Source organism: Trinickia symbiotica (assembly GCF_003028655.1).
Lineage (GTDB): Bacteria > Pseudomonadota > Gammaproteobacteria > Burkholderiales > Burkholderiaceae > Trinickia > Trinickia symbiotica_A.
In genome coordinates this window covers 198,249-219,994 of record NZ_PYUC01000005.1, presented here as the reverse complement: position 1 = coordinate 219,994, position 21,746 = coordinate 198,249, and the positions used below count along the sequence as shown (strand labels likewise).

19 protein-coding genes, 3 tRNA genes and 1 pseudogene are annotated in these 21,746 nt (G+C 63.4%); 11 read left to right on the top strand and 12 right to left on the bottom strand.

The genetic code is table 11. The annotated features are described in order from the left end of the window. Window positions 1–24 precede the first annotated feature (24 nt). The 4 genes from C9I57_RS11855 (at window position 25) to C9I57_RS11840 (ending at window position 4,426) form a co-directional block, all read left to right on the top strand. Window positions 25–948, top strand: a complete 924-nt coding sequence (locus C9I57_RS11855; RefSeq protein WP_107150853.1) for a YicC/YloC family endoribonuclease — start codon at window positions 25–27, stop codon at window positions 946–948. 12 nt (window positions 949–960) lie between these two features. Then, entirely contained in the window at window positions 961–1,665 is a 705-nt protein-coding gene (gmk, locus tag C9I57_RS11850) for a guanylate kinase (protein ID WP_107150852.1), read from the top strand. Between the two features lie 60 nt (window positions 1,666–1,725). Further along, a complete protein-coding gene (gene rpoZ, locus C9I57_RS11845) occupies window positions 1,726–1,929 on the top strand; it encodes a DNA-directed RNA polymerase subunit omega (RefSeq protein ID WP_006999799.1) in 204 nt (67 codons plus the stop codon). 106 nt (window positions 1,930–2,035) lie between these two features. Beyond that, window positions 2,036–4,426 (top strand): RelA/SpoT family protein, encoded by a 2,391-nt coding sequence (locus C9I57_RS11840; RefSeq protein ID WP_107150851.1) that lies wholly within the window; start codon window positions 2,036–2,038, stop codon window positions 4,424–4,426. A gap of 83 nt (window positions 4,427–4,509) precedes the next feature. On the opposite strand, the gene C9I57_RS11835 is transcribed toward C9I57_RS11840, so the two are convergent. Together C9I57_RS11835 and C9I57_RS11830 are read right to left on the bottom strand one after the other, a co-directional pair. Then, a tRNA-Arg gene (locus C9I57_RS11835) sits at window positions 4,510–4,586 on the bottom strand. Between the two features lie 73 nt (window positions 4,587–4,659). After that, window positions 4,660–4,736, bottom strand: a tRNA-Arg gene (locus C9I57_RS11830). 146 nt (window positions 4,737–4,882) lie between these two features. Between C9I57_RS11830 and C9I57_RS11825 the strand changes: the two are divergent. Both C9I57_RS11825 and greB read left to right on the top strand, forming a co-directional pair. Beyond that, window positions 4,883–6,162 (top strand): annotated as a pseudogene (locus tag C9I57_RS11825) (ISNCY family transposase). Window positions 6,163–6,415: 253 nt separating this feature from the next. Then, entirely contained in the window at window positions 6,416–6,982 is a 567-nt protein-coding gene (gene greB, locus C9I57_RS11820) for a transcription elongation factor GreB (protein WP_107150850.1), read from the top strand. A 63-nt stretch (window positions 6,983–7,045) separates the two neighbouring features. Here greB and C9I57_RS11815 read toward each other — a convergent pair whose 3' ends face one another. Together C9I57_RS11815 and C9I57_RS11810 are read right to left on the bottom strand one after the other, a co-directional pair. Beyond that, window positions 7,046–8,209 carry a porin gene (locus tag C9I57_RS11815; protein ID WP_107150849.1) on the bottom strand — a complete coding sequence of 388 codons (1,164 nt, stop codon included), beginning with the start codon at window positions 8,207–8,209 and terminating at the stop codon, window positions 7,046–7,048. A 556-nt stretch (window positions 8,210–8,765) separates the two neighbouring features. Next, window positions 8,766–9,029 (bottom strand): hypothetical protein, encoded by a 264-nt coding sequence (locus C9I57_RS11810; protein ID WP_107151067.1) that lies wholly within the window; start codon window positions 9,027–9,029, stop codon window positions 8,766–8,768. A 378-nt stretch (window positions 9,030–9,407) separates the two neighbouring features. Between C9I57_RS11810 and C9I57_RS11805 the strand changes: the two genes are divergently transcribed. Then, window positions 9,408–9,611, top strand: a complete 204-nt coding sequence (locus C9I57_RS11805; protein WP_107150848.1) for a cold-shock protein — start codon at window positions 9,408–9,410, stop codon at window positions 9,609–9,611. A gap of 123 nt (window positions 9,612–9,734) precedes the next feature. Continuing rightward, on the top strand, window positions 9,735–10,940 hold the full coding sequence (locus C9I57_RS11800; protein WP_107151066.1) for an exonuclease domain-containing protein: 1,206 nt from the start codon (window positions 9,735–9,737) through the stop codon (window positions 10,938–10,940). Here C9I57_RS11800 and C9I57_RS11795 read toward each other — a convergent pair. The 5 genes from C9I57_RS11795 to pcaQ form a co-directional block, all read right to left on the bottom strand. Further along, complete coding sequence (locus tag C9I57_RS11795) at window positions 10,859–11,455, bottom strand: chorismate mutase (protein WP_107151065.1); 597 nt, start codon at window positions 11,453–11,455, stop codon at window positions 10,859–10,861. The two genes, C9I57_RS11800 and C9I57_RS11795, sit on opposite strands and share 82 nt — an antisense overlap. A gap of 256 nt (window positions 11,456–11,711) precedes the next feature. After that, complete coding sequence (locus C9I57_RS32720; RefSeq protein WP_181321803.1) at window positions 11,712–11,861, bottom strand: hypothetical protein; 150 nt, start codon at window positions 11,859–11,861, stop codon at window positions 11,712–11,714. A gap of 253 nt (window positions 11,862–12,114) precedes the next feature. Further along, a complete protein-coding gene (pcaC, locus tag C9I57_RS11790) occupies window positions 12,115–12,504 on the bottom strand; it encodes a 4-carboxymuconolactone decarboxylase (RefSeq protein WP_107150847.1) in 390 nt (129 codons plus the stop codon). Window positions 12,505–12,518: 14 nt separating this feature from the next. Further along, window positions 12,519–13,883 carry a 3-carboxy-cis,cis-muconate cycloisomerase gene (locus C9I57_RS11785; protein ID WP_107150846.1) on the bottom strand — a complete coding sequence of 455 codons (1,365 nt, stop codon included), beginning with the start codon at window positions 13,881–13,883 and terminating at the stop codon, window positions 12,519–12,521. Window positions 13,884–14,002: 119 nt separating this feature from the next. Further along, window positions 14,003–14,959 (bottom strand): pca operon transcription factor PcaQ, encoded by a 957-nt coding sequence (pcaQ, locus tag C9I57_RS11780; protein ID WP_107150845.1) that lies wholly within the window; start codon window positions 14,957–14,959, stop codon window positions 14,003–14,005. A 119-nt stretch (window positions 14,960–15,078) separates the two neighbouring features. On the opposite strand from pcaQ, the gene pcaH reads away from it, so the two are divergent. Next, complete coding sequence (gene pcaH, locus C9I57_RS11775) at window positions 15,079–15,837, top strand: protocatechuate 3,4-dioxygenase subunit beta (RefSeq protein WP_107150844.1); 759 nt, start codon at window positions 15,079–15,081, stop codon at window positions 15,835–15,837. Continuing rightward, window positions 15,837–16,517, top strand: a complete 681-nt coding sequence (pcaG, locus tag C9I57_RS11770) for a protocatechuate 3,4-dioxygenase subunit alpha (RefSeq protein WP_107150843.1) — start codon at window positions 15,837–15,839, stop codon at window positions 16,515–16,517. Before pcaH ends, pcaG begins: the two co-directional genes overlap by 1 nt. A 157-nt stretch (window positions 16,518–16,674) precedes the next feature. On the opposite strand, the gene C9I57_RS11765 is transcribed toward pcaG, so the two are convergent. From C9I57_RS11765 to pepN, 3 genes are all read right to left on the bottom strand, one after another. Continuing rightward, window positions 16,675–16,750: transfer RNA gene (locus C9I57_RS11765), tRNA-Thr, on the bottom strand. 62 nt (window positions 16,751–16,812) lie between these two features. Continuing rightward, complete coding sequence (locus C9I57_RS11760; RefSeq protein WP_107150842.1) at window positions 16,813–17,847, bottom strand: class 1 fructose-bisphosphatase; 1,035 nt, start codon at window positions 17,845–17,847, stop codon at window positions 16,813–16,815. A 137-nt stretch (window positions 17,848–17,984) separates the two neighbouring features. Further along, window positions 17,985–20,675, bottom strand: a complete 2,691-nt coding sequence (gene pepN, locus C9I57_RS11755; protein WP_107150841.1) for an aminopeptidase N — start codon at window positions 20,673–20,675, stop codon at window positions 17,985–17,987. Between the two features lie 132 nt (window positions 20,676–20,807). On the opposite strand from pepN, the gene C9I57_RS11750 reads away from it, so the two are divergent. After that, the gene (locus C9I57_RS11750) at window positions 20,808–21,497 is read left to right on the top strand and encodes a DUF4136 domain-containing protein (protein ID WP_258187602.1); all 690 of its coding nucleotides are present in this window, start codon (window positions 20,808–20,810) and stop codon (window positions 21,495–21,497) included. Window positions 21,498–21,746 lie beyond the last annotated feature (249 nt).

Genomic DNA, 21,746 nt, shown 5'->3' with positions numbered 1-21,746 from the left:
CAACTCCCAATCGCGAGACGGACGATGATTTACAGCATGACAGGCTACGCGAGCGCCACGCGCGAGATCGCGGTTGCCGGGGCGACTGGAAGCATGAGCGTATCGGTCGAACTGCGCACCGTGAACTCTCGTTTTCTGGATCTGAATTTCCGCATGCCTGAAGAGGCGCGCGTCTGCGAGCCGACGCTGCGCGAAATGCTGATGACGAAGCTCTCGCGCGGCAAGGTCGACATCCGCATCAACGTGCAGCGCAGCGAGCAGGCGCCGAGCGCGGGCGCGCTCAACCACGAGGTCCTCGCACAGCTTGCTCAACTCGAACAGGCGGTGCTGAAGGCGTTTCCGGGCGCGGAACGCATGCGTAGCGGCGAGGTGCTGCGCTGGCCCGGCGTGCTGGCGGAAAGCGAGGCCTCGGCGGAGGCGCTGCGCGACGCGGTGCTCGCGTGCGGCAAGCAGGCGTTGACGGAGCTGATCGAAGTGAGGGCGCGTGAAGGCGCGCAGCTTGCGACGATGCTGCTCAACAACGTGACCGAGATGGAAGCGATCCTGCAGCGCATCGCGCCGCTCGTGCCGGAGCTCATCGCCAAGCATCAGCAGAAGATCGTGGAACGCCTGCAGGAAGCGCTCGGCATCGCCGCCCCCGACACGGCCGCGACGATTGTCTCACGCGAGGAGATCGCCGAGCGTATCCGTCAGGAAGTGACGATGTACGGCATCCGCATCGACATCGCCGAGGAGCTCTCGCGGCTCGCCGCGCACCTCGCGGAGACGCGGCACGTGATCGAGAAAGGCGGCAAGGTCGGCAAGCGGCTCGACTTCATGATGCAGGAGCTCAACCGCGAGGCGAACACGCTTGGCTCGAAGGCGGCGGCGAAGGAGCTGGCCGATGCCTCGATGACGCTGAAGCTGCTGATCGAGCAGATGCGCGAACAAGTGCAGAACCTGGAGTAAGCGAGTACACCGATGACCCACGCTACGCCCGAAGGCGGTGCCCAGCGCGATGCGGGCGCCGCGCCCCGCAACCCGTACGCCGGCGCTTATCCCGGCAATCTCTTCATGGTCGTCGCGCCGTCCGGCGCCGGCAAATCGACGCTCGTGAACGCATTGCTCGCGAAGGATCCGGCGATCCGCCTGTCGATCTCCTATACGACGCGCAAGCCGCGCCCGGGAGAGCAGGACGGGCAGCATTACCACTTCACCACAGTCGACGATTTCCTCGAGCGGCATGCGAGCGGCGAGTTCCTCGAGAGCGCCGAGGTGCACGGCAACTACTACGCGACGTCGCGCCTCTGGATCGAAGAGCAGATGAAAAGCGGCCACGACGTGCTGCTCGAAATCGACTGGCAGGGCGCGCAGCAGGTGAAGAAGCGGTTCCGCAACGCTGTCGAGATTTTCATCCTGCCGCCGTCGCTCGACGCGCTCGAGATCCGGCTCAAGAAGCGCGGGCAAGACGAGCCGAACGTCATCACGCGGCGGCTTCTCGCGGCCGGCAGCGAGATGGCGCATGCGTCCGAGGCCGAGTACGTGATCATCAACGAGCACTTCGAGCGCGCGCTTTCGGATCTGCAGTGCGTCGTCGACGCGACGCGTCTGCGTTTCGGTTCGCAATACGCGCGCCACAGCGAGCTTTTCGTCGAGCTCGGCATTCATCTGCCCCATGTCGAATGAGGGCGGGCCGTTGTGCACTTACGGTAGAATAAGCAACATATTGAGAAGGAATTCCCGAACATGGCTCGCATTACAGTCGAAGATTGCCTGAAGCAGATCCCGAATCGTTTCGAGCTGGCGCTCGCGGCGACGTACCGTGCCCGGCAACTGGCACAGGGTCACACGCCGAAGATCGAGAGCCGCGACAAGCCGACAGTCGTCGCGCTGCGCGAAATCGCGGCCGGGCAGGTCGGTATCGAGATGCTGAAGAAGGTACCCGTCTGAAGCACCGGGCGCGGAAGACCTGAGGGCGCCCGATGAGGGCGGTGTCGGGTCTTCCGCGATCGTGCGAAACGTGTACTCTGTCCTGCAACCCTGAACGGAGGCGAATATGAGCAATACCCCATCGTCTGCCTCCGCTGCCGCTGACGCCGAAGCACTCCACCTCGAACAAGAACACGAACACGAGGCGCCGGGCGCTGCCCGCAAGTACATCGACGCGGTTCTCGAACAGTCGTTCCGCCACCTGTTCGGGCCGACGGCCACCCCTGAGCAACCTCGCAAGCATGACGTCGTCTCGATCGCGAAGCTGACGTCGATGCTCGGCGGCTACATGAGCCCCGAGGAGATCAAGGAGGTCAAGGCCGCCTTCCATTTCAGCGACGAAGCCCATTTGGGCCAGTATCGTCAGAGCGGCGAACCCTATATCACGCATCCCGTCGCTGTCGCGGAGACGTGCGCGGGCTGGAAGCTCGACGCGCAGTCGATCATGGCCGCGCTGCTGCACGACGTGATGGAAGACCAGGGGGTGACGAAGGCCGAACTGGCGGAGCGCTTCGGTGCGAAAGTCGCCGAACTCGTCGACGGATTATCGAAGCTCGACAAGATGGAGTTTCGCAATCGCGAGGAGGCGCAGGCGGAAAACTTCCGCAAGATGCTGCTCGCGATGGCGCGCGATGTGCGCGTGATCCTGGTGAAGCTGGCGGACCGGCTGCACAACATGCGAACGCTCGGCGCGGTGCCGCCGGAAAAGCGGCGTCGCGTGGCGCGCGAAACACTCGATATCTACGCCCCCATCGCGCACCGGCTGGGCCTCAACAACACCTATCGCGAGCTCCAGGATCTCAGCTTCGCGAACTTCAACCCGAACCGCTATGCGACGCTCGAAAAGGCGGTGAAGGCCGCGCGCGGGAATCGGCGCGAGGTGGTCGGCAAGATCCTCGAGTCGGTGCAGCGCGCGATCGCCGATGCTCATATCGACGCCGAGGTAACGGGCCGCGAAAAGACGATTTTCAGCATCTACAAGAAGATGCGGGACAAGCAGCTTTCGTTCTCGCAGGTCCTCGATGTCTACGGTTTCCGTGTCGTGGTCGGCTCGCCGCTCGAGTGCTACACCTGCATCGGCGCGCTGCACGCGCTCTACAAGCCGGTCCCGGGCAAGTTCAAGGACTACATCGCGATTCCGAAGGTCAACGGCTATCAGTCGCTCCATACGACGCTCGTCGGTCCGTTCGGCGCTCCGATCGAGTTCCAGGTGCGTACGCGCAAGATGCACGAGATCGCGGAAGCGGGCGTGGCCGCGCATTGGCTCTACAAGAGCGGCGCCGCCGACCTCAACGACGTGCAAAAGCGTGCGCACCAGTGGCTGAAATCGCTGCTCGATATCCAAAGCGAAGCAGGCGATTCGAGCGAGTTCCTCGAGCACGTCAAGATCGACCTGTTTCCGGATGCGGTCTACGTCTTCACGCCGAAGTCGAAGATCATCGCATTGCCACGCGGCTCCACGGCGCTCGACTTCGCGTACTCGATCCATAGCGACCTCGGCAACCAATGCGTCGCCGTCAAGATCAACAACGAGCTGCTGCCGCTTCGCACCGAGCTGAAGAGCGGCGACATCGTCGAAGTGATCACGGCGCCGTATTCGAAGCCGAACCCTGCCTGGCTCGGCTTCGTACGCACGGGCAAGGCGCGCTCGGCGATCCGGCACTACCTGAAGACGATGCGTCTGAACGAATCGGTGCAGTTGGGCGAGCGCCTCGTCGACCAAGGTCTCAAGGGGTACGGTCTTTCGCTCGCGGACGTCGAGCCGGAGATCTGGGACAAGCTCGTGCAATGGACGGGCAACAAGAACCGTCAGGAGATCTTTGCAGATATCGGCCTCGGGCGGCGTGTCGCCGCGGTGATGGCCAAGCGCATCGAAGTACTCATCAGCGGGCGCGAAGCGGACGAAGACCATCCGCGCGGAGACCACGCCAACGCGCCGCATGCGCCCCCCGTCGTGATCACGGGGACCGAAGGCATGTCCGTGCAGTTATCGGCTTGCTGCCGGCCGATCCCGGGTGACGACATCATGGGCTACATCGGCATCGGGCTCGGCATGGCGATCCACACCACCGATTGCCGGGTTGCCCAGCGCATTCACCGGCGCGATCCGGGGCGCTGGATCGACGTGGCATGGGCGCCGCAGCCCGGACGGCTCTTCGACGTCGCGATCAAGGTGCTCGTCAAGAATACGAAGGGCGTCTTTGCACGCGTGGCGGCCGATATTACGTCGGCGGACGCGAATATCGTCCACATTGCGATGGACGAGGATTTGTCGCACGAGTCCACGTGCTTGCGTTTCGTGATCCAGGTCAGCGATCGCGTGCATCTCGCCAATGTGATGCGCCGGGTGCGGACGAATCCCGACGTCATTCGTATCGCGCGAGAGCGGCCCAGCGAAGAGGGGCACCATCGGCACGACGGTGGCATGCGCGTCGAGCGCGAGCGGGCCGATTATTGAGATGCACGTGTCCTAGAGCGGCGCGTGTCCTGGATCACCGCCGAAAAGGCGAAGGGCCTTCCGTTCGGAAGGCCCTTCGAAGATGGCGCGGCTGGCAGGATTCGAACCCACGACCCCTTGGTTCGTAGCCAAGTACTCTATCCAACTGAGCTACAGCCGCACGTCAGACGGTGCATTCACCGCTCGTCGCGGTGAAAGAAAAGAGCCTTCCGCAAAGAAGGCTCTCAAAAAGGTGGCGCGGCTGGCAGGATTCGAACCCACGACCCCTTGGTTCGTAGCCAAGTACTCTATCCAACTGAGCTACAGCCGCACGCAGAAGCGAAATTATAGCAAACTCCAGAAAAAAGGGAAGTGCTCGCCGCGCCCTCGTGTTAGCCCAACGTGAGAATGTCCGGTGCGTGCAAAGTAAGAATGTCCGCTCGATCGTGATCGAGCGAGGCGCGGATGGGAACAACAATGAGCGAGCGCGAAGTGGGACGGCTACGCGTGCTGGAGCAGGTACGCGCTGGGCGATTAAGTCAGATGGAGGCGGCGGCGATTTTGGAGCTCAGCACGCGGCAGGTGCGCCGGCTCGAGCGGCGCTACGCCGGCGCAGGCGCAGCGGGGCTGGTGCATGCGCTGCGCGGGCGTAGCTCCAACCGGGCCCTGCCGGCCGCGCAAGCGCAGGCCATCCAGGCGCTGTGGCACGTCATTACGCCGATTTTGGACCCACCTTGGCCTGCGAGAAGCTCGCCGAGCGGCATGGCGTGATGGTTTCGGTGGAGACGGTACGGCGCTTGATGAGCGAGGCCGGACTGTGGCATCCGAAGCGGGCGCGGCGCAAGCCGGTGCACGCGTTGCGCGAGCGGCGGGCCCGGCGCGGCGAACTGATTCAGATTGATGGCTCGCCGCATCAGTGGTTCGAACAGCGCGCCCCCGGCTGCACCTTGCTGGTATTCATCGACGATGCCACCGGTGAGTTGATGGCGCTGCGTTTCGTGCCGGCTGAGAGCACGCTGGCGTACATGGATTTGCTGCGCGAGTACATTCTCGCGCATGGCTTGCCGGTGGCGCTCTATAGCGATCGGCACAGCGTCTTTCGGGTCAACAACGGCAGCGGCGAGCCCGGCCCGACCCAATTCTCGCGAGCGCTGGCCGAGTTGGGCATCGAAGGCATTCACGCGAGTACGCCGCAAGCCAAAGGGCGCGTGGAACGCGCCAATCAGACCTTGCAGGACCGGTTGGTCAAGGAGTTGCGCCTGGCCGGCATCTCGGATATGAACCAGGCCAACGCTTGGTTGCCGACCTTCCTGCAGGCCTACAACCGACGCTTCGCGGTCGAGCCGCGCGTGGCGCTCGACGCTCATGTGCGGTATTGCGGCAAGCGAGCTGCGTTGGCCCATATTCTTGCGGTGCACGAGACACGCCGACTGTCAGCCAGCCTCAGTTGCCAGTTCTACCACCACATTCTGCAGGTCCGCGCGCCGGGCGGCGAGCGGCGCCTGAGCGGCGCGCAGGTGACACTGGTGACTTACCCCAATGGCCGCCTCGAGATGTACTGTGGCCCTCAGTCATTGAGCTTCGAGATGCGGGCGCGCAAGTCCGGCCAAGCGCCTTGCGCCGACAGCAAAACGGTGGATGCGCGTGTCCAGCAGGCGCTCACGCGCCGCTCCACGGCCCCTGCGCCCGCCCCCAATCACCCTTGGCGGCGATGGGTCAGTGCAGCCCCCAATCCGCGCGAGCTGCGCGCTCGATGAGCGTTCCGGTGCGGGCAGCGGCGCCGGTCTACGCCCGACGCCGCTGCCCGACACCGGACATTTCTAGTTTGCGCGCCACCGGACAATTCTATTTTGGGTTGACAGTGCTCGCCGCGCCCTCGTAAGCGTCTTCGGCCGCGAACCGCAGCAGCCGCCATTGCCGGGGCCGGTTCAGGCCGGTCTTATGTCGACTGCAACGATCGTGTACGCTAGAAGTTCGATTGAAGGAACCCTCGTAGTTTGGTTGAGCATCATGAACAAAGCTTTCGTGAAAGAGTCGGGCGACGACGACGCAGACGACGATCTGGAGATCACGCAGCCGGAGGTGCCGGCGGGCACAAGGAACTACATCACGCCCGCGGGCCACAAGCGCCTGCGGGACGAACTGCTGCACCTGATCGACGAGGAGCGGCCTGAGGTCGTGAAACTGGTTTCTTGGGCGGCCTCGAACGGGGACCGCTCCGAGAACGGCGATTACATTTACGGCAAACGGCGGCTGCGCGAGATCGATCGGCGCATTCGCTTTCTGACGAAACGGCTCGATTTGGCCGAAGTGGTGGACAGCAGCAAGCAGGAAAACGTCGATCAGGCGTTCTTCGGGGCGACGGTCGACTACGCCACTTCCGATGGCGAAACGCATACGGTCACGATCGTCGGCGTCGACGAAGTGGACCTCGAGCACGGTCACGTGAGCTGGATTTCGCCGATTGCGCGCGCGTTGCTGAAGGCGCGGATCGGGGACGTGGTTACGCTGCATACGCCCGCCGGAGCCGAGCAGATCGACGTGCTCGACGTACGGTATCCGTCAGCGGGTGAGTAAGCAGAAAGAAAAAAGGCGCCGCAAGCGGCGCCTTCGAGGGTGCAGCGGTTTCTTCGAAGCTTATTAGAACCGGTGACGGATACCGGCCGTGACAGCGACCTGGTTCGAAGTCGACGACGCCTTGAACGTGTTGAGGTCGGCAGTGAACGTACCGGCGCTGTTCATCACGTGCTGATATTCGCCTTGCAGGTACACGTCGGTACGCTTCGAGAGGTAGTAGTCGGCGAGCAGGCCGAGCGTTCCCCACTTCGGGCTGAGGCCGTTCAACTCGCCGTCCGTGTACGTGTATTCGGCGGCCAGATTGAGAGCCGGCGTCAGCGCGTAGCGGGCATTCACTTCGTAGTTGTTGAAGCGCATCGAGCCGGGCACGCCAAGGGCAGGCTGCAGGGAGATTGCCGTGCCGTTGCCGATGGTGCCGGTGCTGCTGATGCTCGTCGCACCGGTGAGGCGCGTCTGCGTGAACACGAAGCCGGCCGTTGCGGGGCCGAACGTGTAGTTCAGGCCGGCACCCCAGGTGCGTTGACGCTGAGCGAGGAACGGCGAGTCGGTCACGGCGCCGCCCGAGTTGAGCGGGCTCGCCGCCGACATCGAGCTCACTCCGCTATTCAACTGCATGTAAGCCGCGGCGAAGTTGAAGCCGGCAAAGCTATACGACGCGCCGACGCTGTACTCGCGGTTGTTCGAGAAACCGGTCGAGTTCGAGAACCCGTACATCGCGCCGAGCTTGAAGCCGGCGTAGTTCGCGCTTTGATAGTGAACCGAGTTGTTGACGCGGAACGTATTGTCGAGGTTGTCGTTATCGAACGGGTGGGCGAAGAACGTGCCGCCGTATTGCGTGCCGGTCAGCGAGAGCGGCCCGAGGTACTGGACGACGTCGTCATACTGACGACCGAGGGTCACGGCACCGAACTGGTCGCTCGACAGACCGACGAAAGCTTGACGGCCGAACTCACGGCCTTGCTGACCCAGCGTGCCGTTGGCGATGCTGAAGCCGTTTTCCAACGTGAAGATCGCCTTCAGGCCGCCGCCGAGGTCTTCAGCGCCGCGCAAGCCCCAACGGCTCGAGTTGATTGCGCCGTTCGATTCTTGCCAGAGGCTGTGGCCTCCGGAGTTGTTCGCGTAGGTGATACCGGCATCGATCAGGCCGTACAGCGTAACGCTGCTCTGTGCATGCGCCATCGTTGCGAATGCGCCGGCGAGAGCGCCGACCAGAAGCGTCTTTTTCATCTTTCTTACTCCATTTAACAGGAAGTTTATTTACGGCTTCGGGAAGCGATCATGCCCTAATAATGCGAGAGGCGAATCGAGCATGAAGACCGGCGCACAGCGAAAGAACCCCGGCTCTTCCCAACTCGGCCGAGTGTAAATATCTCTTCGCTCATATCGCCATTGCGATTCGCGCAATAAAGTATTCGTGTTCCCGCAACGGCGCGAGAAGTGCTCGGAAGCCTTGCCGGGCAAGGGGTTTGGCGGAAGTTCCCGCTTTTTTTCCTTGCATTCCGGATAATTGGATGTTGCGTTTTCGTCACAGGCGGACACCATGCGCGTCCCGCGGCTCGTGACAATTCGGTGACGATTATTGAGGGGTGGGAAATACAGGATTGCGGCGCGCGAGGATGATCGCCAGGCCGATCCTGATTAAACTAGGTTCTCTGCTCTAGCGAGCGGACTTTTTCGCGAACCGAAAAAGAGGTCTCCAAACCTTTGTCTGCGCGGCTCTCGGGCCGCGCTTTTTTTGGGGGCGTCGGCTGTCATTCCATCAGCCGACGGGGGGCGTTGCCATTCAACCCGCGCGGCGCCCGCGGCGGCGATCCTTCGGCGCTGCGTCGTAATGGGAATCGCGCTCTTCCGACGACGGCACGGCCCAGTCTTCCATGACGTAGTGCCGGGCATCCATTGGCGAAGCCAGAAGGTTTTGCCAGTGATCTCCGTGCCAGAACGGATCGAAGTCGAGCGGCGCCGCCCCACCCGCGATGCCAACGGGCCCCGTGGCGCGCGGAATCCGCAGCAGCCCGGAGAAAAAGTGCTTCACATCTGCGATACGCATGACGATCTCCACAGCGCGATCTATCTTCTGATTCAATGATCCAGTTCGGTGCGAGCCGGGGCAACCCGGAAAAATACTTACACTCGAAAAGATTTGTTGCAAACTCGGTAGGTTTTTCCATCTATCGGTGCCGGATCGTTGGCCGCAGGTAATATTGACGGCGGTTTCCCAATCGGTTTGCAGCCTATGCGCAATGGATCGGACGTTTCCCAATTAATGAAAAATTCCTTGACGAGCCGTCGCCGTTCCCTTTATAACAACATCGCCGGATTGACCCGGTGTGGCGCGGCTGGCGGAGAGGCGGTCGTGTCATGCCCGAGGCATGGGTTTCGGTGGAGGGCGCTGCCCGTCTATTAAAATCTCGAGGGAATTAGTACTATGGAAACTGGTATCGTCAAATGGTTCAACGATGCTAAAGGGTTTGGATTCATCACGGCGGACAAAGGCGGTGAAGATTTGTTTGCGCATTTCTCCGAAATCCGGGCGGATGGCTTCAAGTCCCTGAAGGAAAATCAGCGGGTCGAGTTCGATGTGAAAACCGGCCCCAAGGGCAAGCAGGCGGCCAATATTCGTCCGCTTTAAGCTGACAAGTTCGTCAGGACGGCGCGCGCCGTTGCGCAAAGGCGCGAGTCGGCCGGCTAGGCGCTCGGTCGTGCGCCGATGATTGAGGCATACTTCGGTCATCGACGCACCGAGCGCTTTTTCATGTCCGAATTCCCTCTGCCGAATGCGGCAGTCGATACGTCCGTCGTTTTCGTCGATCTCGAAACCACGGGCGGTTCTCTTTCCGACCATCGGATCACCGAAATCGGCGTTGTCGAGGCCGGGCCGCACGGCGTTTCGCGCTGGAGTACGCTCGTCAACCCTCGGCAACCGATCCCTCCATTCATTCAGCAACTCACGGGCATTACCGACGAGATGGTGCGCGATGCGCCCACGTTCGAGGCGATCGCGGCCGAATTGTTCGAGCGTCTCGACGGGAGGCTCTTCGCGGCACACAACGCCGGCTTCGATCGCGGCTTTCTGCGTAGCGAATTCAAGCGCGCCGGCTTTGCTTTCAATCCCGATGTTCTCTGTACGGTGCGCCTCTCCCGCGCGCTTTTCCCCGATGAGAAGCGGCACGGACTCGATGCGCTCATCGAGCGCCATGAGCTCGTGCCGCTTGCGCGCCACCGGGCACTCGCGGACGCCGATCTGCTTTGGCAGTTCTGGCGCACGCTGCATGGCCGCTGGCCGATCGACGTCCTTCGCGAGCAGATCGAGCGAACCGTGCGCTACTACCGCATCGCCGGGGAAATCACGGAGGATCTGCTCGACAGCGCCCCGGCCGGCTGCGGCGTGTATGCCTTTTACGACGAAGCAGGCGCGGCGCTTTATGTCGGACGCAGCGTGCGGCTGCGCCAGCGTGTGCGCGCCCACCTCGTGGGCGAGCGTCGCTCGGCGCGCGAGCTGCGCATTGCCGAACAGGTTCGGCGTGTGCAATGGTGCGAGACGGGTGGCGAGATCGGCGCTCTCTTGACCGAGGCGCAGTGGATCGCCGATTTGAAGCCGAGATTCAACCGCATACCGAGGGCAGGGCGCAACGATCCGTGCGATGCTCCCTGGCCTTACGACGGCGCGATTGCGTTCGAGGAGTGCGGTCCCGGTGACGACGCGGTTCCGACGTTTCATGTCGTCGATCTTTGGCGTTACCTCGGCGCCGCGCCTTCGCTGCAGCAGGCCGCCGAGCTCGCAGCCGGGCGCCGAGCCGCGCCGGCGTTCGAGCTATCGACCTATCGGATCCTGGAATCGCGTCTCGCGCGCGGTCTGCAAGTGCTCAATCTGCCATCTCAACCGACGCCGCCCATTCCGCCGGTCGAACAGACGTGCGCGAGTGCGGTCGAGAGCGGCGCGGCTTCGCTCGCGTCGTAGCGCGTCATCGATTTCCAGTTCCGGACGCTGCGCGCAAGCCGCGTCGGGCAATCGGGCGCGTCGCGCAACGGCTGCACGCGTGCGAGCGCCGCGATCATCGCTCGGGTCAGCCGGTCCAGCTGCGGCCGCGTCGATGCGGCCAGGTCGGGCGCCGGGCCCTCCGGAGGCCTCGAAGTCCGCCACTTCTCGAACAGCGCGGTTTGCGCCTCTTTGCTTGCCTGGATCTGATCCTGGAAGAACGCGTGTGCGAAGGCCGGATCCACGCCGCCGGCGCGCGCCCGCTGCTCGACGTCGGCGAGCAGGGCCGTTTCGCGCGGCGCGTCGGTAATCGGTCGATGGTTGGCCCATTTCCACTGGGCGACGGGCACGGCAAGCGCCAGACGTTGCGAGGCCAATGCAACCAGGTTCACGAGCGGTGTGTCGTCACCATCGGCAACCGCGTTGCAGGGAGCCGCCAGCATGGCGGCGCTGAGGACGGTCAGGCAGGCGATAGAGGCGCGGAGAGAACGTTTCATCGGCGTTGGGATCGGAGCGGAATCAGCAAGCCTCGGCAAGCCATCCGCCGTGTAACGACGCGGCGCATGGAGCGTGGTGCTTGCGGGGCTGAGTGGATGAGCGGAACGAACGGGCAGACGGAACGGGCTCGGCGTGCGGCCGACCCGGCGGATCGACATCAATAGATTTGTACGTGCGCGCGCCGCGCGACTCGCGTTTGCCGCGAGCGCGCATGACCAGCCGCGTCGTGCGGCCTGTCACCGGCATGACGCACGGTCATTTCGAATCGCACGATTTGCGTTGCTCGTCAAAAAACGCACGAACGTGTTCGGGCAGCGCAGCGCCCAGAAATTCAACGCCTACCGGCTCGGGATCGGGGCTCGCGACCTTCTCAGGGGGCGGAATGTAGGCGGGTTTTGCTTCCATGATGTCTCTCCTCGCGTAAGGCGATTATCCGACGCGCTCACGGGTCCATGCCAGCAGCGAAGCGACTTTTTACGCTTTGTTGCCGCTTTGTTGCATTAACGGCACACATACCCGTTTTGTGAAGCGCGCGCCGTCAGGAGTTTCCCGAGAGCAAGTCGACGGCGTCCAACGGCGCCGCGCGACTATCACGCAACATGGAGACGATCTGTCCGCAAACGAACCTTGCCGATCCGGTCAGGCTTGGCCGGCGCGCTCACGCGCTCGATTCATCTTCGTCACGGAAAATGCGCTCGGCGAGGTGGAAGGCTGAGTTCGCTGCCGGCACGCCGCAGTAGATCGCGGTTTGCAGCAGGACTTCCTTGATCTCTTCGCGCGTGACGCCATTGTTTTTTGCGGCGCGCAGATGCAGCGCGAGTTCCTCGCCGCGATTGAGCGCCACCATCATCGCTATCGTGAGCAGGCTGCGTGTGTGGCGGGGCAGGCCGGGGCGCGTCCAGATTTCCCCCCAGGCGTAGCGCGTGATCAAGTTCTGAAAATCGGCGGTGAGCTCGGTTCGGTTCGCGATCGATCGATCGACATGCGCATCGCCCAGCACGGCCCGACGCACGGTCATACCGGCGTCATAACGGTCTTCGTCGTTCATGGTTGGTCAAGGTTTCAGGTGGGTTTGCGAGTGCGGAACGCGTCGAGCACCGCATCGACGAAGGCCTCGGCGCGTCCGCTGTAGTTGGCGGGATCGAAGAGCGCGTCGAGTCGCTCCGTCGATAGCCGCTTCGTCACCTCCACGTTCGCCATCAGCACTTCACGCAAACTTCGTCCGCTCGCCACTGCCTCTTTCGAGGCGTGTTCGACGAGATGGTGAGCTTCGAGGCGGCCCATCGTTTCCCCGAGCGCAAGCATGATCGCTTCGGCCAGGATGAGGCCGCGAGTCGCGTCGAGGTTGGTGGCGAGGCGCGCGGTATCAACTTCTAGACCGTCGACGATCTCGGTCGCTTGCGCTACGGCGCCGGCGCAGAGTCGGACGATATCGGGCAGCGTCTCCCATTCGGCCTGCCAGCCGCCGAGCGCGCGCTCGTGCTCCTGGACCATGCCCGCCAGCATCGTGGCGACGAGGCCAGGGGTGCGCGCCGCCGCGCTCAACACGGCAGCGCAACCGACCGGGTTGCGCTTGTGCGGCATCGTCGACGAGCCGCCCTTGCCGGCCCCGGGCGGCTCGGCGACTTCGCCGATTTCCGTTTGCATCTGCAGCGAAACATCGCGCGCGATCTTGCCGAGCGTGCCGGTGACGAGCCCGAGCACGGTCGCGATTTCGGCGATGCGATCGCGATGCGTGTGCCAGGGGATGGCGGGCAACGGCAATTGAAGCTCACGCGCGAGAGCCTGCGCGACGGCGTCGGCACGCTCGCCAAGGCTTGCAAGCGTGCCGGCTGCGCCGCCGAACTGCACGGCCACCGCCCGCGCGCGCAGTTGCGCGAGCCGCGTGCGGTGGCGCTCGACCGCGTCGAGCGATTGGGCGAATTTCAAGCCGAGCGTGATCGGCAATGCCTGCTGCAACCAGGTTCGTCCGACCATCGGCGTCGAACGATGGCGCTCGGCCTGCCGCGCGAGCGCGGCCGAGAGCAGACCGAGCTGGGCCTCGATGGCCGCAAGCGCGTCTCGCAGCTGCAGGATCATCCCCGTATCGATGATGTCCTGGCTCGTTGCGCCCCAGTGGACATACTTCGCGGCTTCCGGCGAGCTCGATGCGACGAGCGCCGTCAGCTGCTTGACGAGCGGAATCGCCAGGTTGCCGGCTCGGGCGGCGGCCTCGGTCAGCGCGTCCGAGTCAATCCGATCCGCGTGACAAGCCGCCTCGATCGAGCCGACAGCGGTGGCCGGGATGACGCCGCACGCAGCCAGGGCACGCGCGAGCGCGGCTTCGACGTCGAGCATGCGCTGCACCGTCGCACTTGGCGAGAAAACGGCGATCATCGCTTCGGTGGAGGTCAGCCGATCGGTGAGTCGTCCTTCGAAGTGAACCATAGCGGGCGGTGGTCCTTGATGACTTGCGTGATGCGATATAGAGTGTTCGTTCGGTGATCGAACACTGCGCCGTACAACGAACAAATACGGCCGATGGTATGTCCGGCTTCCCTCCCTGGTCAAGAAGCGCGGGTTGCTCGTTTGCGGCCGGACTGACGTTCGGGCCGCGCATCGCGCGCGCAGTCTCTCAGCAGATCGAGCAGCAGTTGCGCCAGTTCGCTCGGGGCGCCCGCGCTGCGGCGCAGGATCCCGACGGGTTCCTCCGCGCTGGCCGTAGGCAGGTCGAGACGGGCGAGCAGGCCGTCGTCGAAATCGTCGCGCGCGGCTCCTTGCGGCGTGATCCAGACCGCATCGGAACGCCGCACGAAGAGTCGGGCCACGGAAACCGATAGCGTCTCGATCGAGCTCGCCGGCACGCGCAGCGCATGCGCATCGAACCACGCGTCGGTATGCAGCCGCGGAACGGTGCCGGCCGGAGCGACGACGAGCGGATAGGCGAGCACGGCCGCCAGGGAAATGCCGGCTTTGCCGAGCAGAGGATGGCCAGGCCGAACGGCCATGATGAGCCGCTCGCCATACAGTAGTTCGAACGAAAGACCTTGCATGGCGGAAGGCTCGGCCATACGGCCGACGACGAAATCAAGTTCGCCCGCTTTGAGCGCCGCGAGCAGGACCGCATTCGTCGCCGTGCGCAGGCGTATCCCGGCATGCGGGCGCAATGTGCGCAAGCGCGTCAAGGCATCGGGCAGCAAACCGCTTGCGACGGTCGGCAATGCACCGATGTCGAGGATGGCGGCCGATGGCTCGACCGCGCCGGCGAGCGCCGCGCCGGCCGAATCGAGCGCGCGCCCGACATCCGCCGCATAGCGGAGGAAATGCTCGCCTGCCTGCGTGAGACGAGCGCCGTGGCGGCCGCGCTCGACCAACTGCGCGCCCGCCAGCGCTTCGAGCTCGGAAAGCGTTTTGGAGACTGCCGGCTGGCTGAGGTGAAGCCGCTCGGCTGCGCGGCCGAGGCTGTGTTCCTGCGCGATGGCGAGAAAGCAACTGATATGGCGAAAGCGGATCCGGTTTTCCATCACCTCAGGTTATGGAAACTGGCAGAACATGTCAATTTACCTAAAGCTTTATTCACCTTACATTGAGGGCTCGCCGTGGCGCCGTTTGGCCGCGGCCATCCGTTTAGAGGAGACGAACGATGCATATCTCGGCAGCCGGGGAGGGCGCGGCGTACGGCGAATTCGCGCAGCGGGAGACGACGCTTCACCCGCCCGCGTACACGGCCGGCTACAAGACGAGCGTACTGCGCTCGCCGCGTAATGCGCTGATTTCGACGCTGGCCACATTGTCAGAAACGACAGCGCCTGTTTTTTCGCCGGACGAATTGGGCCCGCTCGACAACGACCTCATCATGAATTTCGCGAAGGACGGACTGCCGATCGGCGAGCGCATCGTCGTGCACGGCTATGTTCGCGACGAGTTCGGACGTCCCGTGCGCAACGCGCTCGTCGAGGTATGGCAGGCCAACGCGGGCGGCCGATACCGTCACAAGAACGACAAATACATCGCGCCGATCGATCCGAACTTCGGCGGATGCGGGCGTATGCTGACCGACGAAAACGGCTACTACTTCTATCGGACGATCAAGCCCGGCCCCTACCCGTGGCGCAACCGTATCAACGATTGGCGGCCGTCGCATATCCATTACTCGCTGAGCGGCGACGGCTGGGCGCAACGGCTCATCACGCAGATGTACTTCGAGGGAGATCCCCTCATCGCTCAGTGCCCGATCTTGAAGACGGTGCCGAGCGAAGAGCAGATTCGCGGGCTCGTCGCGTTGCTCGATACGGCCAATCACATTCCGCTCGACAGCCGCTGTTATCGCTTCGACATCACGCTGCGCGGGCGGCGTGCCACGCATTTCGAGCAGGCGATTCAGATTCAGGGAGCCAAGTGATGTCCTCCAAACCGTTCTTCTTTTCGCCGCATCCGTCGCCTGCGTCGTCGGGCCTCGTCCATTTCGACGAGACGGCATCGCAAACGGGAGGCCCTTATGTCCATATCGGCCTGGCGCCGAAGCAGGCGGGCTTCGATATCTTCGAGAACAATTTCGGGAATGTGCTCGTCGCGGACGAGACGCGCGGCGAGCGCATCGACATCCAAGGGCGCGTCTATGACGGTTCGGGCTCGCTCGTGCGCGATGTGCTCATTGAAATTTGGCAAGCCAATGCCGACGGCAAATACGCGCACCCGGCGGACCGGCAGGCGAAACAGCTCGATCCGTCGTTTCGCGGATGGGGGCGCACCGGTGCGGATTTCGAAACGGGCCTCTATCGGTTCGAGACGATCAAGCCGGGGCAGGTGGCCGGTCGCAATGGCATGACGCAGGCGCCGCACGTTTGCATGGTGCTGTTCGCGCGCGGGATCAACATCGGATTGCACACGCGTCTTTACTTCAGCGACGAAGCCGAGGCCAATCAGCGCGACCCGGTACTGACCGGCATCGAATGGGAAGTTCGGCGCAAAACGTTGATCGCCGAGCGTAGCGAGCGCGACGGAAGGACGGTCTATACGTTCGATATCCGGCTGCAAGACACGCCCGACGGCGGACGGGAGACTGTGTTCTTCGATATTTGAAACACGTCGGTCGACAAGTGACAGCGGCCGCATAGGGATATGCGGCCGTTTTCATTTCATTGGTTCATTCGCCCACCGCTGCGGCAGGGGAGCAGCGTCGATCGCCGCTAAAGACAAAGGCCCAGTCACGAGGACTGGGCCTTTTGCATGATTCTGTTGGTGCCGGAAAGAGGAATCGAACCCCCGACCTTCGCATTACGAATGCGCTGCTCTACCGTCTGAGCTATTCCGGCAACCGGAGAAACGAGATTATAGAGACAGGTCTGCGTTCGTTGCAAGCCCCTGCGTCAATTTTTTATGCGCTTCGTCCGGCGGCCGCCGTTTCTTCCTCGTGATACCGGGTCACGCGTTCCACTTCGTTCTTCGAGCCAAGGAAGACCGCCACACGCTCGTGGAGGCTCTTCGGCTCGATCTCGAGAATCCGTTGCCTGCCGTTCGTTGCCGCGCCGCCTGCCTGCTCGACGATGAACGACATCGGGTTCGCTTCGTACATCAGCCGCAGTTTGCCCGGTTTGTCGGGCGTGCGCCGATCCGCCGGATACATGAAGATGCCGCCGCGGCTCAGGATACGATGAACGTCCGCCACCATCGACGCGACCCAACGCATGTTGAAGTCCGCTTGCCGCGGCCCCGTCTTGCCGGCCATGAGTTCGTTCACGTATTGCTGCACGGGCGGATACCAGTGCCTGGCGTTAGATGCGTTGATCGCATACTCGCGCGTGTCTTCAGGGATGCGCATATTGGGATGCGTCAGCACCCATGAGCCGAGTTCGCGATCGAGCGTGAAGCCGTTCACGCCATTGCCCGTGGTCAGCACGAGAACGGTTTGCGGCCCGTAGACGGCGTAGCCGGCCGCCACCTGACGCGTGCCGGGCTGCAAGAACGAATCCTCCGTTGCTTCGGAGCCGTTCGGACAACGCAACACCGAGAAGATCGTGCCGATCGAGACGTTGACATCGATGTTCGACGAGCCGTCAAGCGGGTCGAAGACCAGCAGGTATTCACCGCGCGGATATTTGGAGGGAATCGGAAAAAGTGTTTCCATTTCCTCCGAGGCCATCGCGGCGAGGTTGCCGCCCCATTCGTTGGCATCGAGCAGGATCTCGTTCGAGAGGACATCGAGCTTTTTCTGCACTTCGCCTTGGACGTTCTCCGTGCCCGCGGTGCCGAGCGCTTCGCCCAGCGCGCCTTTGCTGACGTGGTAGCTGATCAGCTTGCACGCGCGCGCGACAACTTCGATCAAAAGGCGCAGATCCGCGGGCAGATTGTTGTTCTCGCGTTGCTGCTCGATCAGATACTTCGTGAGGGTGGTGCGTCGTTGCAAGGACATTGCGGACTCCGGAAAGCCAAGTGAGATGCCGGAATTTTACTCGCCGGGACGGACGTGGCCGCGGGTTTTTGCGCGGTCGCCCACGCTCGAGGGCGTGGGCGGCGCTAGCGGCCTTTACGTCGTCTGGGCAAGTTGCATTACGCCAGTGCCTTTTCGACGATTTCGCGCACATCACGCGAAGACGCTTGCGCCGCTACGCGCTCGAGCGCTGCGCGCATGCGCTCGCGCAACGCCGGCGTATAGCGCCGCCAGAGCTCGAGCGCTCGCGCGAGGCGCGCGGCCACTTGCGGGTTCAATGCGTCGAGCGCGATCACCTGCTCGGCCCAGAACGCGTAGCCGGAGCCGTCCGCGGCATGGAACTGCGCGGGGTTGCCCGAGCAGAAGCTGAATATCAGCGAGCGCGCGCGGTTCGGATTGCGCAACGTAAAGGCGGGATGTGTCATCAACCTGCGCACCGTATCAATGATCGGCCGTTCCTGGCTGCCGCGCTGCGTGGCTTGCATCGCGAACCACTTGTCGATGACCAGCGGTTCGCGCTCGAAGCGCCGGTAGAAGTCGTCGAGCGCTCGATCCGCCTGCGCTGCCGAACGCATCGCGGACGCCGCGAGCAGCGCCGAAAGCGCCGCGGCACGATCGGTCATATTGTTGGCGGAATCGTATTGCGCGACGGCCAGGCGGATCGCATCGGAAGGATCGTCGAGCTCGGCGAGGTAGGCGAGTGCGAGGTTCTTCAACCCCCGGTGTCCAGCCGCTTGCGGCGTCGGCTCGAAGGGACCCGGTGTCTCGTGGCGCGCATAAACCGCCAGCCATTCGTCGCGCAGTGCGGTGGCAAGCCGCTTGCGAACGAACTGTCTCGCGGTGTGCACGGCCGCCGGATCCGCTTCGGCCATCTGTTCGGCCAGATAGGGTTCGGAGGGCAGCACGAGCGCGAGCTCGCGGAATGCCGGAGAAAGCGATTCGTCCGTCAGCACGCGGGCGAACGCGGCGACGACCGAATCGTCGAGCGACAGCGGCTCATTGGCGGCGGCTCGCGCGGCGAGCGCCAGCAGTTCGCGCGTCGCGAGGCGCTGGCCGGCTTCCCAACGGTTGAACGGATCGCTATCGTGCGCGAGCAGGAAGGCGAGCTCGTCGTTGGTGTAGTCGTATTCGACGATGACGGGCGCCGAGAAGTTGCGCAGCAGCGAGGGCAGCGGAGGTTGCTCGACGTCGACGAACGTAAAGGTCTGCTCGGCCTCGGTCAGCTCGAGGACGCGCGTCGTGCCGCCGGCCGCCGGCTCGCCTTCGAGGCGCAGCGGCAGATCGGCACCATCGCGGCCGATCAGGCCGATCGCGAACGGAATAAGAAGCGGGCCTTTCTGCGTTTCCCGCGCGGCTGGTACGGCGTCGCCGTAGCGTTGCGAGAGCGTGACGGCATAGCGGCGCGCGGCCGAGTCATAGGCGGTGCGCACGGCAATGCGCGGCGTGCCCGCCTGGCTGTACCAACGCTCGAACTGCGCGAGGTCGCGGCCGTTCGCATCGGCCAGCGCGTGGCGGAAATCGTCACAGGTGACCGCTTGCCCGTCGTGGCGCTTGAAGTAGAGGTCCATGCCGCGCCGAAAACCCTCGCGGCCGAACAGCGTCTGATACATCCGTACGACTTCCGCGCCTTTTTCGTAGACGGTCATCGTGTAGAAGTTGTTGATTTCGACGTAGCTTTCCGGCCGCACCGGATGCGCCATCGGGCCCGCATCCTCGGCAAATTGCATCTGCCGCAGCACGCGCACGTCCTCGATGCGCTTCACCGCTCGCGCGGCGCCATCCGTCGCGCCGCCTTGCATGTCGGCTGAGAACTCCTGATCGCGGAACACCGTCAGGCCTTCCTTCAGGCTCAACTGAAACCAGTCTCGGCAAGTGACGCGGTTGCCCGTCCAGTTGTGGAAGTACTCGTGGCCGACCACGGCCTCGATGTTGGCGAAATCGGTATCGGTCGCGGTCTCCGGATTGGCCAGCACATACTTCGTGTTGAAGATGTTGAGGCCCTTGTTTTCCATCGCGCCCATGTTGAAATCGCTGACCGCGACGATCATGAAACGGTCGAGGTCGAGCTCGAGGCCGAAGCGCTCCTCGTCCCAGTGGATGGCGTGAATCAGCGAATCCATGGCGTGTCGCGTCTTGTCGAGATCGTGCGGCTCGACCCAGACCTGCAGCAGCTTTTCCTTGCCCGAGCTCGTGCGGATGCGTTCCTCGAGTGCGACGAGCTTGCCGGCGACGAGCGCGAAAAGATAGCTCGGCTTCTTGAACGGATCCTCCCATTTCGCGACATGCCGGCCATCGGGGAGATCGCTCGCCTCGACGAGATTGCCGTTCGACAGCAGCACGGGGTAAGCCGCCTTGTCGGCCCTGATCGTCACCGTATAGGTCGACATGACGTCGGGGCGATCGAGGAAGTAGGTAATGCGCCTGAAACCTTCCGCCTCGCATTGCGTAAAGAAGTTGCCGCTCGATACGTAAAGGCCCGAGAGCGTCGTATTCTCGGCCGGCTTGCAGACACTTTCGATCCTGAGCTCGAAGGCGTCGGGAACATCGTCCACGGTGAGTCCATGCTCGTGCGCGCGGTGGGCCGCGTGCGGGGCCCCGTCGATCGCAACCGAGACCAGCTCGAGCGCTTCGCCCATCAGCTCGAGTCGCGCAGCAGGCGCTGCGTCGGGGTTGCGGCGCACGCGCATCGTGCTCTTGACGAACGTCCGCTCGGGCACGAGGTCGAACTCGAGTGCGACCGAGTCGATCAGGAAGGCGGGCGGCGTGTAGTCGGCCCGGCGAATCACAGTGGAAGTGGCGGTGTCGGACATGGCGGATCGATACTGGGATGAAGGGATCCCAGCCATTGTACAAAGGCGCGGGCGCGTTCGCCGCGTTGGCGTATCATCGCACCGGCCTCTCGGGGGAGGTCGGCGAGCATTTGACGATAAGCGAGGAAGAAGATGATGGCGAAGTGGGAGCAATGGCGGCGCGCGGTCGTGCCAGTGCTTGCGATAGGCGCAATGTGGCTCTCGGGCTGCACGTCGTACGTGACGACACAGGTGACGGCGTTTTCCGAGTGGAGCGGCAGCGATGCGACGCGGACTTACGCGTTCAGCCGCACGCCGCAACAGCAGAACAGCATCGAGCAGGCGACGTACGAGCAACAGGTGGCCAACGCACTCGCGACTGACTCGTTCAAGCAGGTGCCGAGTGCGCAGGCGCGTTACCTCGTCGCCCTTGAGTACTCGAGTCACGGCGATACGGTGACGGTTTCGCAGCCCGTCTACTATGCGAACCCCTGGCCGGGGCCGTTCTGGCGGCCGATCGACCCATGGGGGCCGTTCGGCCCGTTCCCGGCGGGCTATGTCAGCCAGTCGTACCCCGTCTATACGCATACGCTAGGCATACGGATCACGGAGCGCGCATCGGGCAAGGAGGTCTACAACGTGACGGCGCGCAATACGGACGAGGAATCCTCGCTGGTTCGCGCGATGCCCTATCTCGTGCGCAGCGCGCTCGCCGATTTCCCACTCGGCAACAGTGTAGTGCGCACGATCCGTATTCCGGTCGACAAGCACGGCGCCGCATCGAACGAGATTGCCGTCGCGCCGCCTTCGGCGTCCTCGCCGGGCAACGCCCCGCCGCAATAAGGGGCGCGGATTCTAGCACAGTCCGGTCTTTTCGCAACGGGCGAATTGGCTCAAAAATGCGGGCGTGTCCGGAATCCTGAATCGACTATCAGGAAATTCTTCATTTCCGCTCGGAATTCGTCGCCCGTTTTTTCGAGTGACGCGTAGCGCGAATGATACGAACGCAGACAGCGCTGTTTTTAAGACGGTTTTTTCAGTATTATCTCCCCCGCGGATTCCGGGGCGTTCGGGCTTGAATACAGCCGCGCC